Below are 14,045 nucleotides of genomic sequence, written 5' to 3' on the forward strand. Positions count from 1 at the left end.
TCGCGGCCTACCCCCGGGAGTTCGCCGCTCTCCTGACCCCGGTCCTGCCCGTCCCGGCGCACAAGCACGGCATCGAAAAGATGGGCAACTGGTAGCGCTGGCTGGCGGAGGCGTCCCTCCTGCGCGCGACCGCGGTGCCGGAGGGCGTGAGCCCGGTCCGCGGACTGCACCAGAGCCTCTGACGGGTGTGACCGGGGCCGGAATCTGTCCAGTCTCTGACCGATCTTCGTACGGCGGCTGGTTATGACGCGGTCGGTTCTGCGCACCTTGACGATCCGGCGTGACGCAGTCTGGCCGCGAGCGGCCGGCCTGCTTCGGAGCGTGGCCGCTGGAGAGGCGGACATGCTGCCATCGCGCATCGTCAGAACACGGCGTGGTCGCCACGCTCGGCGACTGCCTCACCCCGGACCACGCGCGCGTAGTAGTCGAACAGCGTCTCCGTGCCCGTCGACGGAGTGGCTTGCGCATCGTATCGCCCGGTCGCTGGGTCCAGAACGAGCATGGACTCCGTCGCGTAGTAGCGCCCGATCCGCGCGAGTTCGGCCTTGGCGGTGAGAGGCGGCACCCATCGACCTATCATCGCCAGAACGGCGACGATCACGTCCAGCAGCACGACCGGAACGTGCGTGAAGCGCGGTTCGCGTCCCAGAAGGGCGAAGAGCCGCTCGCCCTGCGCGCGCGGCGTGATCGCCTCGCCCGGGCCGCCGATCGGCAGAACGCGATTGCGGCGGTCCCCATCGTCGAGGCAGTCGGCCAGATAGCGGCCAAGGTCGTCGTCGCTGATCGGCTTGCAGGCCGTTAAGGTGCCATCTCCGAACACCAGGAATGGCCTGCCGCGTTTCACGCGGTCGATCTGCCCCGAGAGCGATTTGAAGAAGGCGGTGGGCCGGACGATGGTGTAGTCGAGCCCCGACGCGATCAGCTCGGTCTCGAAGGCGCGCTTGGCGTGCTGGAAGGCGAGGATCGGCTTCTGGACGCAGATCGCCGACAGAAGCACGACATGCGTCACGCCGGCCGTCCGCGCTGCCTGCAAGGCGTTGACCTGCGCACCGTAATCGATCGCCCAAGCATCGTCGGGCAGCCCCGTGCGCGCGGCGAGGCACGATACCAGAACGTCGAAGCGTTCGCCGCGGACACCGTCGCGCGCCAGCGACATCGGATCGGTCAGATCCACGATCCGCGCGGTAGCGCCTGCGGGGATGGCGTTTTCGGCAGGGCGCCTGACGAGGCAGATGACCTCGTGACCGCGCGACAGCAGCGCCCGAACCGTCGCCCGGCCGATCGTGCCGGTCGCCCCCAGAAGGAGGACACGGCGCGGCCCCACACCGTACGGTCGATCCGCAGTCATGATCGCTTCATCCCGACGTTCAACCATCTCGGCGCGACGGCGACGCTCGCGCCGCCCCCGTCGAACGGCAAAAGGGATGTTACGACGGAATCCGAGGGATGAGCATCGTCGATGCGGACGTACATGGGCGCAAGACCGCCTGTCCGCTGGCGGCCCGGCGCAGTCACCCCGGCGCGACGGTGCGGACCTCGAAATCGGACGCGAGGTCCACTGCTATCAGGGCGGTGATGTATCGATTGGGGCCGTCGAGCCGCGCTTGCGGCTCGCGGCCGCGCTCGGAACGCGATGGTCGCCCGGCAGGATCAAACTCGACCCACGGCTTTTCTGGGCGGCATTGGTGGTGAGCATCGCGTCGGCGCGCAGGGCCGCTTTCGCTTTCCGCCTGCGTGTTTTCGCCGACTGCCCGCTCCGCCCGGACGCGGGAGAGACGTAAATGGTGACGGCTCGGAACGCGGCTATCGACGAGTGTCGGACATCGCCGCAAGACGTCCGTTCTCAGTCAAAAGACTTCCCGTTCCAACGCACGTAGCCTCCACCTCCGCCATGGGCATTCATATGAACCTTCGGGATGCGCTCGTGGCCTACCTTAACATTGGCCCCCAACATGTCGTGGGCCTTCTGAAGCAGTGACCCGCGCCGCAGATAGAAGAGAACGGAGCAAACCTGCATGCCGCACTGGTTGCTCCGAGGCATCCTACCGGCACACCGGATCGCTTCATGCGATATGATCAAGTCGGCCAGGCCGTCGCCATCGAGATCCTGCTCGATCAAGCCCGCGGGATCGATGCGCCCTTGACGACCATCGCACCCGTCATTGATCTCCTGATTCGCCAAGTAGGTCGCCGCTCTGGATGCCGCCACGGCCGGCGATGCAAAGAGCGATCCCATCAGGATCGCGAGAGTCAGTCTTCCCATAGACACCGCGCGTCCCCCGCTGGTCGGCCCACGAAGCTCGGATTCAGACCTTGCATCGACGCGACAAGTCTGATTTTGCCAAAACATAACCTTCAGTCTTTACGGGCCACTTGGTGCGATCGTCGAAGACGATGACCGCTTTGCTGCCCGAACTCAGAATTTCGTCTATGTCCTGCCGCAGCGGCCATCTGTAGAGATCGTTGTTGGTCCTCGGCGGTACGATCAGCATGATCTGGCGTCCGGCAGCGGCGAGGGACAGCGTATCTCCAGCGCTTAGACCGTTCTCGACGGAGTAGATCTCGAAGGACCATTCGCCACCGCGCCGGCACGAGACGAACATGCACAGATTGGACGAGACGCAGGAGGTGAACGCAGGATAAGGAGTTCCTTTTGCCGGCTTCCATCCCGAGCTTGCAGCCTGGGCGCAGCACAACATCGAGAGGAGAGCAGCCGCACCTGATCGCGCTGACATGACATAGTCCCTACTTCGTCGAAATCGCGTCCATTTTCACGATTCTGCCCGCCGCACCGCAGAACAGTGCCTTGATCGTTACTGTGCTACCGTCCCGGATCAATGCGGAATATCCATCGCGGGCGATCGCTTTCTGGCGTGGATCGGGGAAATTGTACAGAGCGGGTACGTTGATGTACTGCTCGCCGCCTTTTTGGTTAAGGGTGAATCCGCGTACCGCGTCCTGCTCGAAAGCTAGATTGCTGACCCGGCCGCGCAAGACCATCGGAGAACAGTCCTTCGCTGGCGACAGATTGGACATTGAGACGATTTTTCCGTCTCCGGCACGCTTCACTCTGATATCCGCGGAAACGAGGCCGGATCCGGCGGCATAAATCAGGAGTGACCCTAGGCATTTCCCTATACAACGACTTCCGGCTCGCATCGAAAGCTCCGCAGGCGCGTATTCGAAGCAGGGTTGCCGATCGCAATCCGCAGCACAAGCCGTACATTAGCGCATGAGCGATAATCATTTGGCTTAGAGGCTTCGGAGAGGGGCCTGCGTCACGAATGCGGCTGTGCGTGGCGCACGCGGTCAGGTTGGACTTGGCGGAGGACTCTGCCTCTCTACAGGTATACGCAGACCGTCCCAGTCAAAGACTAGCCCGACAGGCTTACAGACCTGTCTGCTGGCCTCTGACCGCCTGGATCGTCGGCGACATGTATGCTCGAGCGCCCGCGCTTGGCGCAGAAGCGGGCCGGCAGCAATCCACCCCGAGCCGCCAGTCCGATCGCGACCCGACGCAATCTTTCACGCAGGGCCGCGCGGCGAAAAAGCGGGTATCAACTCAGCAGAGGAGGCTAGAGAACGCGTCGGATTCGGAGACTGCTGCGGTCGGGCCGGCCGGCCCGCCGACAAAGCTGGCCGCTCGCCCTAGCCCGGCTTGATGAACTTGCACTTGCCCTGCATGGACCACGGCCCTCGAACACCGGCCTCGAGGCAGAACGCGTCGACCGCCCGGGTTACCCCCGGGAAGCGTCCCCCGAGGCGATCGTAATCGTCCGCGATCAGGAGGCCTCCGGGTCGGAGGAGCGGCCACCAGGCGCGCAGGTCCGCCGCGACGGACGCCTCCTCGTGACCGGCGTCGAGATGGAGGACGTCGGCGGTGACACCGCGCAACCGCAGGAGTTCGGCCGCATTCACCGAGTCGAGCGGCAGCGGCAGGAGGCGGTCGGTCATGCCTGCCCGCACCACGTTGGCCAGGAAGGTCCGGTAGAGGCTCGGGTAGCCATGCTCGGTGGCGAGTTCGGCGAAGAGCGCCTCGTCCGCCCAGTGATCGACCGCCCCGAGCCACGTGTCGACCGCGATCACGGTGCCGGCGACCTCGTGCTCCGCCATGGTCCGCGCGAGGAACAGGGCGCTGGCCCCCTTCCAGGTGCCGACCTCGATGACCACGCGGGGGCGGAGTTCGGTCACCGCCTCCTCGAGGTAGGGATGAACGCTGCGCCAGCCCTGAAGGTCGCGGGGGCGTAGGTCCGGTGGGGGATCCGCGAAGGGGTCGCGGCCATGCCACAACGCGGCGATCAGATCCTGTCGGGTCATGTCACGGCTCTCACGCGGACGGTTCGGAGTACGCGCGGGCGGCGCGTGCCTTTCGCGGCGGCGCGGTCATCCGCCGGCACGGGCCTGCGCGTAGAGCGCCTCGCAGCGATCGAGCCAGCGGGCGCGGGTGAACAGGCGCCGGACGCGCTCGTGCGGGACTTGCCGCGGGATCGCGATTGCCTCGCCGATGGCGCGGGCGAGATCGGCCTCGTCCCCCGGCGCGGCCAGGGATCCGGCCTCGCCGACCACCTCCGCGACGGCGCCGCGGTCGAACCCGGCGACTGGCAGGCCGCAGGCCATCGCTTCGATCGCCGCCAGCCCGAACGGCTCGTCCCAGCACGGCGTGGTCAGAAACACGGAGGCGCGGCCGACCTCTGCGGCCAGAGCCGCACCGCTGAGCTGACCGCCGAAGCGGATCGATCCGCCGAGGAGCGGCGCGACCTGCGCGCTCCAGTAATCGGGCTCCTCGATCGGGCCGAACAAGGTCAGCGGGAGACCGGCACGGCGCGCCGCCGCGACGGCGTGGTGTGCGCCCTTGACCGCCGCGAGGCGTGCGCACCAGACGGCGCTCCCATCGCCGTGCGGCCGGTAGGGCCAAGCGGCGGGATCGATACCGTTGTGGAGCACCGATGCCCCAGGGGGCGCACCCTCCGGCCACCACGCGTCCAGCTGCGCCCGTGATGTCGCGGTGATCCGGTGGTGCGGAGCCGTGCTCGCGTGCACGAACCAGCGCAGGGCGTCGTAGGGCGGCACGTGCAGCGAGGTGACGGTCGGGACCGCGGCCACGCGGCGCGGCTCCAGAGGCAGGCGGCTCAGGCTGTTGTTGTGCAGCACATCGAAGCCCCCGCCGGCGATCCGGTCGCAGGCGGCGGCGTAGCCGTCATCGAGATGGGCCTTCAGGCGCGCATCGCCCCGATGCTCCATGCCGGCGTGGCTCCGCTCGTGATGGATCGGGATCACGGGATCCAGGGCGAAGCGCCGCTCGCTGTCGCCTGAGGCGAACAGCGCGACCTCGTGCCCGCGGGCAGTGAGGCCGTCCGCGAGGTTCCACGTATAGGCTTCGAGGCCCCCCGCGAACGGCGGGGCGATCGGGTGGCGCAAATGGGCGAGGAGCGCGATCCTCATGCCGTCACCGGCGACGGCGCGGGGGACTCGGCTCCGGCCTCCTTGCGGGCCTCGATGGCGCGGATGACCGAGGCGGAGTTGGTGTAGGGCTGGTGGCCGAGCTGGCCGGTGAGTGCGAGATCGGCGGCGTCGGGCCGGCGCAGGATGCGGATCGGCCGGTCGGGCGTGTCGTCGATCAGGCCCATCACCTTGAAGGCGTAGAGCCAGTGGCCCATGGTGCGGTATCCCCATTTGGCCTCGAACAGCTCGGCGTTGCGCACCACGCTGTCGAGGTGATGGACCGGGGGCATGTGGTGCGGATGGTACTGGTGATAGGCGCGCGCGCCCTTCATCCAGGCGATCGGGATGCCGCTCCAGTCGAGGAGCTTGCCGAAGTCGGTATCCTCGCCGCCGTAGCCCGTGTAGCGCTCGTCGAAGCCGCCGGTCGCCAGGAAGGTCTCGCGCCGGATCGCGAAGTTGAGCGACCAGAAGCAGCGGTAATCGTGGCAGATCTCGATGCCTGACACCGGAGGGCCGCGGCGGTCGGAATGCTTCTCCGCCACGGCGTCGAGGTCGCCGTAGTCCCAGACGCCGGCCGTGGCGCATTCGGGCAGGTGCAGGACCTCGCCCATCAGCAGGCCGTCGAGTTCGGAGAGCCCCCGCGCATAGTCGGCGACGAGTTCGGGCGCCGGTATGCAGTCGACATCGAGGAAGACCACGACGTCACCGTCCGCCGCCGCCACACCGCGGTTGCGCGCGGCCGCCAGCGGCAGTTCGCGGCCCGGAACGAGGATCTGACGCACGGGGAAGCCGACGTCGGGCAGGTCGTAGGGCGTGTCCTGCATGACCGCGACGATGAAGGCGGCGGGGGCCTGCGTCTGGCGCTCAAGGCCGCGCAGCACGTTGCGCAGATGGGCCGGTCGCCCCTTCGCGAGGGTGACGACGGTGACGGAGGACATGCGGGGCTCGGGCTCCGGTCGCGGCGGGAAAAGGCTGGTGCTCATGCGGCCGCGACGTCCTGGAGCGCCGGCGGCTCAGAGGCGGGGCCGAGCTCGGCGTCGGACGGTCCGAGATCCCAGAGCGCGTCGGTCAGCCCTTCGAGCCATCCCGCGGCGCGTGCGGCGGCGTCGGGGGCATAGAGGCCGCGCAGAGCGGTTCCGTCGAGGGCGCGGGCGCGGGTGAGGAGGTCGCGCCAGCCCTGGAGATCCCCGGGCCAGACAGGCGCCTGCACGGCGGCGCCGAGGCGGACCAGAGCCTCGGCCTTGCGCGTCTGCTCGGCGAAGTAGCGCCATTCCGGCATCACGATCAGGCGCCCGCCGACCCTGGCGACCTCGTGGACCGTGTTGTCGCCCGCCGAGGCGATCACGAGGTCGGCAGCGGCGAGATGATCGGTGACCGAGGCTACCCAGCCGAGCTCGCGCAGGTTGGAGAAGTCGGTCTCGTGGCCCTCGCGGTGGGTCGGTCCGAGGGTGAGCCACAGGGCATCGGGTTCGGCGCGGGCCGCGACCGTGAGCGGCGCGTAGGGCGTGCCGCTGCCGCCGCCGCCGGTCACCGCCACGATGATCTCGCGCGCAGGGTCGAGGCCCAGCCTGGCGCGCGCCTCCGCGCGCTCCGGCACCCGGTCGACGCTGGTGCAGAGGCCGCCGCTGTAGAAGGTCTTGGCGCGCAGATACGCCGGGTAATCGTCCTGCTCCAGGCGGGCGTCGAAGGGCGCGAGCATCCCGACGCAGGCCTCGTAGGCGCCGACATGGCCGATATCGGAGCGGTCGCCGTGCATGCGGATCTGCACGGCGGGCACGCTGGCGATGCGCGCCAGCAGCGCGATCTCCGCCGAGACGTCGACCACGAACAGCCCGACCGCGCGCGCGTCGAGATGGTCGAGGATGGCCCGCATGGTCCGGCGCATCGCGTCGAGACCCAGGGGGACGCAGTGCATCACCCGGGGCGTCGGCTCGGCGTAGAGCCGCGCGGTCGGGACCGTCGCGCCGATCATGTTCGGCAGCGCCACGATCTCGATGTCGCGATGGAAGCCGTCGAACAGGCGCGGATCCGCGGTCAGGACCGAGACCGGCCGGTCGCGTGCGAATTCGGCAGCCAGTGCCATCGTGCGGTTGGCATGGCCGCGGCCCTGGTGATGGACGAAGAACGCGATCGGTTTCTTCATGGCGGTCGGTTCGGGCTCGATCTCAGGAGAACAGGGCGTCGGGCCGCAGGGCTGCGGCGATCTCGGGCCCGGTCGGCGGGCGGATCAGGCGGATCGCCGGGGCGTCGCTGTCCCAGTCGATCAGCCCGGCCGCGCGGAACTGATCCAGCCAGTAGGTCATGCACCAGCGCCCGTGCCGCGCGCGGAAGCGCGCCGCGTTTGCGAGGATCGGCGCGAAATGCTGCAGCGGCGGCACGTGGACCGGATGGTGCTGGTGGTAGGCGCGCGCGCCCGCGACCCAGTAGGTCGGCAGCCCGGAGGCGGCGAGCCGGGCGGCGAGGTCCGTCTCCTCGCCGCCGTAGCCCACGAACGCCTCGTCCATCCCGCCGGCCGCGCGCCAGCACGCCGCCGGCAGCGCGAAGGAGAGGCCCCAGAGCTGGCCGGCATCGGGCTCGAGACGCAGGCCTGTTTCGGGCGACGCGGGCCGGGCCGGGTGGATCTGGCCGAGGCGGTCGAGCGCCGCCGGATCGGGATCGGTCAAGGCCGCGCCTGGCGGCAGGTAGAGAACCTCGCCGAGGAACAGTCCCCGCGTCGTCCGGGCGGCCTGCGCGTAGGCCGCGACCAGTCCCGGCGCCGGGATGCAATCCACGTCGAGGAAGACGAGGAGATCCGCCGCAGCCGCCTCGGCTGCCCGGTTGCGCGCAGCAGCGAGCGGCATCGGCTCGCCCGGCACGTGGAGGTGCCGGATCGAGCAGCCCGGATCGGGGAGGTCAGGCTCCGGATGCGGCTGCATCCAGGCGATGATCAGTTCGCGCGGCGGCCGGGTCTGGCGTGCGAGGCCGCCCATGAGGTTGCGCAGGCGATCCGCCCGGCCGCGGACGAGGGTCAGGACGCTCGGGGCAAGCTCCCGGCCCGGATCAGCCGACATCGGCCAGCATCCGGCGGAAATGCGAGACCCCCTCGATGATGCCCCGGGCATGGGTCCGACGGGCCACGTAGGTGTGCTTGAGAGCGGCGTTGCTCGCCAGGTCGTCGGAGTAGTTGGCGACGATGATGGCCTGAACCCGGGCGCCGAGCATCTCGATGTCGTTCCCGGAATCGCCGGCGACGAACACGGCGTGCTCCGGCAACCCGTAGAGGGCCCGGACGTGATCGACGGCGGTACCCTTGGAGGCCGCCTCCGGCAGGACGTCGAGGTAGCGGCCGTGGCTGTGGATCACGCGTGCGGCGAACCCGGCCTGTGCCAGACGCAAACGGACCTGTCGTGCGGCAGCCGCGTCGCCGAAATAGCTGAGCTTCAGAGCGCGCTGCTCGAGGGCGCCCTGGTTGTGGAGCCCGCCCATCCCGACGAGCGTCGCCTGCACCGCGGCCCGGTCCCAGCCGGCCTCGATGACACGCCGCCACGCGGCGTCTGCCGTGTAGGTCACGCCGTTGACGTCGAGGTGATAGATCTCGGACCCGACCGAGGTGATCATCACCTGGGGCCGGGGGCTCGCCTGCTGCTCGAGCACCGCCATGGCGCTGTGGAAGGACCGGCCGGTCGCGACTCCGAAGGCCAGCCCGGCCTGCCGGCTGCGCCAGCGCCGGAAGATGCCGAGCGCCGCGTCGCAGCCGACCAGCGTGTTGTCGATGTCGCAGACGAGGAGCTGCCGCTGCGCCGGTGCGGGCGGTTCCGCGGCGAGCAGCGCGCGCAGCAGGACGTGGTAACGGGCGGCGTGCCGGTCCCAGTCGTAGGCCGCCGCCGCCCGGGAGCCGCCGGCCACGCATCGGGCGTAGAGGGCCGGATCGCCCAGGATCCGCAGGCAGGCCTCGGCGATCGCTTCCGGCGCGCGGGGATCGACCAGCAGCCCGTTGCCGCAGGTCTCGACGATGTCGTTAGGGCCGCCGCTGTCGGTGGCGACCAAGGGCAGGCCGGCGGCCGAGGCTTCCAGCAGCGTGAGGCCGAAGGGCTCGTTCAGGGCCGGGTTGACGAACAGGCCGCCCCGCACCCTGGCATGGGCGTAGATCGCCGGTACATCCTCCGGACGGTGGGTCTTCGGATAGGCGACGCGCCCGTAGAGGTCGTAGCGGTCGATCAACACGAGGAGGTCGCGCATCGTCGCGGCCATGTCGCCGTCGAGGGTGTCGATGTCGTCCCGCGTGCCGGCGACGATCACGAGGTTGGCGCAGGCCTGGAGCGCCCGGTTCTCCCCGTAGGCGCGCACCAGCGCCGCGAGGTTCTTGCGCGCGACCGGCCGGGCGAGCGCCAGGATCGTCGGCTTGGCCGGATCGCAGAGGAATCGGTCGATCGCGGCGTCGACCTGAGGATGCGGGCGGGCGGCGGCGAACCGGGCGAGATCGCTGCCCGGGGGCAGGACGCGGACGCGGCCGGGATCATAGGCGGCGTAACCGGCATACTGCAACTCGGCCTCGTCGCGCGATGAGGCGATGACGAGCTGGGCCCGCACCAGGGCCCTCTCTTCGGCGGCGATCCGGTGGGCGAGGTCGGAGCCTCCGTCGGGCACGTCCAGCATCCGCGCCTTCACGCGTCCGAGGGAATGGGCGGTGAATACGAAGGGAATGCCGAGGCGGTCCTCGACCAGGGCCGCCACCGTCGCGGCATCGGCGTAGTGCGCGTGGATGAGGTCCGGCGCCCGCTCCTGCGCGGCGATCCAGGCGATGAGGTTCTCGGCGAAGCATGCAACTTCGGCGTGCATTTCCTCCTTGGCACAGTAATCCGGGGATGCGCTCGCGAGCCGCACGAGCGTGACCTTGTCGGCGATCGGCTCTTCGGGCACGGCGTAGGCGGTGCCGAGGGGACCGCGGAACAGGCGCGTCGCCACCACGATCCGCGCGAGATCGCGATCCTGCGCGGAGGCCGAGACCAGATCGAGCAGGTAGCGGATGTGGCCGCCGGTATCGGCGGTCAGCCCGTAGACGACCCCGTCGCCGCGCAGGCAGCCCTGCAGGGCGATGTGCAGGACGAACATCAGGCGCCGGCTGCGGCTTTTTGGCGGCCCCTTGGACTTAACTTATGTAAAGCGCTCGCCGCGCACCGGCTTAACATATGTAAAGAGGTGTCCGTGCTTCGCGTTGCCCAGGTCGCGCCCAACATCTTTCCAATTCCCCCAGAGAACCACGGCGGCACAGAGCGGGTTGTGCACGATCTCAGCACGGCGCTGCGAAGCTTGGGCATCGAACTAACATTGTTTGGTCCGTCGGACAGTGCGACAGACTTGCCGCGGATCGGCGATTACCCGAGTCTCGCGGCGCTGGAGCGGCAGCACGGACGCGTCGCGCCCGGGGTGCCGGCCGCCCTGGACGCCCTCCAGCTGGAGGCGCTGCGCCTGCGGCTCGACGAGTTCGACATCGTTCATTGCCACGGCGAATTCGCGCACGCGGCACTGCTGGGGACACGTCGGCGACGCAGCCTGACCACCGTCCACTGGCGGGTCGACCAGCTCGATCGGGCCTTGTTCTTCCAGGGTTTCCCGGACCTGCCCGTGGCCGCGATCTCCGCGGCGCAGGCGGCGGGCATCCCGGCCGCGAACCGGGTGGGCGTCGTCCATCACGGCATCGACCGGGCGCGCTACGCCTTCCGGGCCGTGCCGAACGATCATGTCGCCTTCGTGGGCCGCTTGACCGATCAGAAGCGGCCCGACGTGGCGATCCGTGTCGCCCGCGCGGCAGGCTTGCCGATCCGGCTCGGCGGCACGGTCGATGTCGGCAACCCGGACTATTTCGAGGCCCGGGTGCGGCCCCTGCTGGCCGCCGACGCGACCTATCTCGGACCCGTCGACGATGGTCAGAAGGGCGACCTGTTGGGCGGCGCCCGGGCGCTCCTGTTCCCGATCGACTGGCCCGAACCCTTCGGCCTCGTGATGATCGAGGCCATGGCCTGCGGGACGCCGGTGGTCGCTTGGGACCGCGGCTCGGTCCCCGAGATCGTCGAGGACGGGGTGACGGGCTTCATCGTGTCCACCGAGGCCGAGGCCGTCTCGGCGCTGGCCCGGATCGGGCAACTCGACCGTGCCGGCATCCGCCGCCGGTTCGAGGAACGGTTCACCGCCGAGCGCATGGCGCGCGACTACCTCGCGCTCTACCACCGCCTCCTGATCTGATGCGCACGGCCCTCCTGGCCTGGGACTACCCCCCGTCGCCGAGCGGGCTCTCGACGGCGGCCCGCGAGATCGCCGAGAGCCTCGCCGAAGCAGGGGCGGAGGTCACGGTCTTCACCCTGGACCGGACGGGCGGCGCGCGGGCCGGCGGCGTCGCGCTCGTCGGCCTCGCCCTGCCGTTCGGAAGCGCCCTGGCACGCCTGCGCCTCTGGGGTTCGGCGGGGCATCTCGCCGCGCCGCTCGCCTTCCGGCGCGCCGTGCTCGCCGCGCACCGCGACCGGCCTTTCGACCTCGTCGAGGCCACGAACTGGTACGCACCCGCCGCGCTGCTCGCCGGCTGCCGCGATCTGCCGGTGGTGACGCGCAGCTCGACGCCGGCCGCTTTCACCCGCGGCCCGGCCGAATCCGTGCGGAATCGCCTGGACGGATGGAGCGCCGACCGCCTGGAGCGGCGGCAGGCCCGGGAAAGCGCGGGTCTCATCGCCAATACCGCCGCGCACGCGGCGGTGATCGCCCGGGCATACGGACTCGACGGGCGACAGCCCGCCGCGGTGATCGGACTGAGCCTCAAGCCCGAGATCGCGGTGGCTTCCCGCAACGCTCCGTATCCGGAGGCGGCCGAGCCGGTGCGCCTTCTTTTCGTCGGGCGGTCGGAGGCGCGAAAGGGTTTCGACGTGCTCCTCGCCGCCGTCGCGATCCTCGGCGCGGAGCGGGCGCGGGGGACCCTGCCGTGCTTCGAACTCGACCTCGTCGGCGTCCTGCCGGACGATCTCCCGGCTGAGCTGCCCGAGACCGTCCGCCGGCACATCCGCGCCCGCGGCCGGATCGACGGCGACGCGCTGTCGGCGGCCTACGCCGCGGCCCACGCGGTGCTGGCGCCCTCTCGCTACGAGAGCTTCGGCCTCGTCTACCAGGAGGCCCTGGCCTACGGCCGCCCGGTCGTCGCCTGCGCGGAGGATGCGAGCGCCCGCGCTTTCGTGGGCGCCCCCGGCGCCGGCCCCCTGGCCTCGACCGCCACCGGGCCGGCCCTGGCCGAGGCCCTGCGTCCGCTCCTCACCGATCCGGATCTCCGCCTCGCGTATCGCGCCCGCGCCCTCGCGGCAGCCGGCCGCTTCGACCGGACACGCCTCGGGCGCGAGACCCTGGCGCTCTACGAACGGGCGCTCTCGGCGGCGCGGGGCGGCTGACCGCGCCGCCGCGGCTCGGGCGGGTCGCCCGCGATGTCGGGCGTCCCGGCCCCGTTATTCCAACAACTTCGCTCCCCGATGGCGGCGCTGCCGTCCGTGCGAGCGCAGACCGGCAACCCCGGGCGCAACGACGCCATCGATATCACGCGGCCTTCCGGGTCACGGCTCGTCATCGAGACCCTCGACGCGGAGCCGGATCATTCGGCATAGGGGCGCAGCAGCGCGACCGCCTCCTCCGGACGACCCCGGCCGGGATCGAGAGCCTCGTAGCGCCGTGACCGGGCCTGGACATGGGCCAGACTCAGGCGATGCTCGATGAGCCCGTGCAGGGTGATGAAGCTCGACGGCCATCCGCCGTCAGGGACAGGCCGCTCGTGGACGCGCCCGACGTAGCGCAGGCTCGTCCGGTTCAGCCGGTACTGGACATCCGGGAAGACGTCCGAGAGCACCCCGTCGACCCGGTTGGCCCGGCCGAGCCCGATCGAGACCACGCCCTGCGCGTCGGCAAGGGCCGCCAGGGCGGGCAGCAGCAGGCCGGTTTCCGGGCCGAGCGCCTCGTCGGAATCGAGCTGGAGCATCCAGGCGTGACGGGCAAGGGCCTGGAGGGTGTTGCGCTGCGCGGCGAAATCCCCGTCCAGGGGCCGGGCCGCCACGCGCACCGCTCCCTCGCCGAAGCCGGCCACCGGCACCGGCACGGCGGCCATTTCCGGCCCGTCGATCAGGATCGCGACGTCGTCCGCCCAGCCGGCATGGATCGTCAGCGCCGCCAGCACGTCGTTCCGGTCCGCCCGGCGGCAGAGGAGACCCAGCGAGACCGGGCTTCCGCCCGAAGATCCGAGCGCGAACATCGCCGCCCGGGCCGCCCGGGTGCCGTGGGGGTGCCGGAGTTCCGCGTGGCCAGCCGCGTCGAGGGGACGCGTGCCACGTCCATGCCGGGTTGCGGCACTGCGCAGGGTGTAGAGATCGAGGCCGTAGGGCGCTTCCGGATCCGACACGAAGACGGGTGCGGACAGGCTTCGGGCGAGATGGGCTCGGCACGTCTGCGCATCCGCCTCGGTCTCGAGGAGGAGCCCGCAGGAGCCGCAGGCCAGCGGGAAAGCGCGGCGCTGCCCGCCCGGATAGATCAGGTGCCGTTCGCTCGGGCCGAGCATGTCGGCCGCGCAGACGATACATCGGCGCATGGCTTCACCCCCACGG

General features: G+C 70.2%; 13 protein-coding genes. 2 read left to right on the top strand and 11 right to left on the bottom strand.

Annotated elements, in window-relative coordinates:
• Positions 1 to 361: 361 nt before the first annotated feature.
• The 10 genes from MMR14E_RS22405 to MMR14E_RS22450 all read right to left on the bottom strand — a co-directional run bounded on the left by MMR14E_RS22405 (position 362) and on the right by MMR14E_RS22450 (position 10,533).
• Positions 362 to 1,348 (bottom strand): NAD(P)H-binding protein, encoded by a 987-nt coding sequence (locus MMR14E_RS22405; protein WP_331317335.1) that lies wholly within the window; start codon positions 1,346 to 1,348, stop codon positions 362 to 364.
• Between the two features lie 495 nt (positions 1,349 to 1,843).
• Entirely contained in the window at positions 1,844 to 2,182 is a 339-nt protein-coding gene (locus tag MMR14E_RS22410; protein ID WP_331317337.1) for a hypothetical protein, read from the bottom strand.
• Between the two features lie 124 nt (positions 2,183 to 2,306).
• On the bottom strand, positions 2,307 to 2,735 hold the full coding sequence (locus MMR14E_RS22415) for a hypothetical protein (RefSeq protein WP_331317338.1): 429 nt from the start codon (positions 2,733 to 2,735) through the stop codon (positions 2,307 to 2,309).
• A gap of 10 nt (positions 2,736 to 2,745) precedes the next feature.
• Positions 2,746 to 3,069 (bottom strand): hypothetical protein, encoded by a 324-nt coding sequence (locus MMR14E_RS22420; RefSeq protein ID WP_331317340.1) that lies wholly within the window; start codon positions 3,067 to 3,069, stop codon positions 2,746 to 2,748.
• 579 nt (positions 3,070 to 3,648) lie between these two features.
• The gene (locus MMR14E_RS22425) at positions 3,649 to 4,317 is read right to left on the bottom strand and encodes a class I SAM-dependent methyltransferase (protein WP_331317342.1); all 669 of its coding nucleotides are present in this window, start codon (positions 4,315 to 4,317) and stop codon (positions 3,649 to 3,651) included.
• A gap of 66 nt (positions 4,318 to 4,383) precedes the next feature.
• Positions 4,384 to 5,442 (bottom strand): glycosyltransferase, encoded by a 1,059-nt coding sequence (locus MMR14E_RS22430; protein WP_331317344.1) that lies wholly within the window; start codon positions 5,440 to 5,442, stop codon positions 4,384 to 4,386.
• Positions 5,439 to 6,380: a glycosyltransferase family 2 protein gene (locus MMR14E_RS22435; RefSeq protein ID WP_331317346.1), complete on the bottom strand. Its 942-nt coding sequence runs from the start codon at positions 6,378 to 6,380 to the stop codon at positions 5,439 to 5,441. The genes MMR14E_RS22430 and MMR14E_RS22435 overlap by 4 nt, the downstream gene beginning before the upstream one ends.
• Positions 6,381 to 6,421: 41 nt before the next feature.
• The gene (locus MMR14E_RS22440; protein WP_331317348.1) at positions 6,422 to 7,585 is read right to left on the bottom strand and encodes a glycosyltransferase; all 1,164 of its coding nucleotides are present in this window, start codon (positions 7,583 to 7,585) and stop codon (positions 6,422 to 6,424) included.
• A gap of 22 nt (positions 7,586 to 7,607) precedes the next feature.
• Complete coding sequence (locus MMR14E_RS22445) at positions 7,608 to 8,492, bottom strand: glycosyltransferase family 2 protein (protein ID WP_331317350.1); 885 nt, start codon at positions 8,490 to 8,492, stop codon at positions 7,608 to 7,610.
• Entirely contained in the window at positions 8,482 to 10,533 is a 2,052-nt protein-coding gene (locus MMR14E_RS22450) for an HAD-IIB family hydrolase (protein ID WP_331317352.1), read from the bottom strand. Before MMR14E_RS22450 ends, MMR14E_RS22445 begins: the two co-directional genes overlap by 11 nt.
• A gap of 93 nt (positions 10,534 to 10,626) precedes the next feature.
• Between MMR14E_RS22450 and MMR14E_RS22455 the strand changes: the two genes are divergently transcribed.
• Together MMR14E_RS22455 and MMR14E_RS22460 are read left to right on the top strand one after the other, a co-directional pair.
• Positions 10,627 to 11,664, top strand: a complete 1,038-nt coding sequence (locus MMR14E_RS22455; protein ID WP_331318615.1) for a glycosyltransferase family 4 protein — start codon at positions 10,627 to 10,629, stop codon at positions 11,662 to 11,664.
• Positions 11,664 to 12,848: a glycosyltransferase family 4 protein gene (locus MMR14E_RS22460; RefSeq protein ID WP_331317354.1), complete on the top strand. Its 1,185-nt coding sequence runs from the start codon at positions 11,664 to 11,666 to the stop codon at positions 12,846 to 12,848. The genes MMR14E_RS22455 and MMR14E_RS22460 overlap by 1 nt, the downstream gene beginning before the upstream one ends.
• Positions 12,849 to 13,045: 197 nt before the next feature.
• Here the strand turns inward: MMR14E_RS22460 and MMR14E_RS22465 are convergent, their stop codons facing one another.
• Positions 13,046 to 14,029: a hypothetical protein gene (locus tag MMR14E_RS22465; RefSeq protein ID WP_331317356.1), complete on the bottom strand. Its 984-nt coding sequence runs from the start codon at positions 14,027 to 14,029 to the stop codon at positions 13,046 to 13,048.
• Positions 14,030 to 14,045 lie beyond the last annotated feature (16 nt).

Source organism: Methylobacterium mesophilicum, assembly GCF_036441335.1.
Lineage (GTDB): Bacteria > Pseudomonadota > Alphaproteobacteria > Rhizobiales > Beijerinckiaceae > Methylobacterium > Methylobacterium mesophilicum_B.

Bases quoted from the DNA above. Each gene is read 5' to 3' on its own strand.
- MMR14E_RS22465 (WP_331317356.1), bottom strand. From the start codon at position 14,029: ATGCGCCGATGTATCGTCTGCGCGGCCGACATGCTCGGCCCGAGCGAA.
- MMR14E_RS22415 (WP_331317338.1), bottom strand. From the start codon at position 2,735: ATGTCAGCGCGATCAGGTGCGGCTGCTCTCCTCTCGATGTTGTGCTGC.
- MMR14E_RS22450 (WP_331317352.1), bottom strand. From the start codon at position 10,533: ATGTTCGTCCTGCACATCGCCCTGCAGGGCTGCCTGCGCGGCGACGGG.
- MMR14E_RS22430 (WP_331317344.1), bottom strand. From the start codon at position 5,442: ATGAGGATCGCGCTCCTCGCCCATTTGCGCCACCCGATCGCCCCGCCG.
- MMR14E_RS22445 (WP_331317350.1), bottom strand. From the start codon at position 8,492: ATGTCGGCTGATCCGGGCCGGGAGCTTGCCCCGAGCGTCCTGACCCTC.
- MMR14E_RS22405 (WP_331317335.1), bottom strand. From the start codon at position 1,348: ATGACTGCGGATCGACCGTACGGTGTGGGGCCGCGCCGTGTCCTCCTT.
- MMR14E_RS22435 (WP_331317346.1), bottom strand. From the start codon at position 6,380: ATGTCCTCCGTCACCGTCGTCACCCTCGCGAAGGGGCGACCGGCCCAT.
- MMR14E_RS22425 (WP_331317342.1), bottom strand. From the start codon at position 4,317: ATGACCCGACAGGATCTGATCGCCGCGTTGTGGCATGGCCGCGACCCC.
- MMR14E_RS22460 (WP_331317354.1), top strand. From the start codon at position 11,664: ATGCGCACGGCCCTCCTGGCCTGGGACTACCCCCCGTCGCCGAGCGGG.
- MMR14E_RS22440 (WP_331317348.1), bottom strand. From the start codon at position 7,585: ATGAAGAAACCGATCGCGTTCTTCGTCCATCACCAGGGCCGCGGCCAT.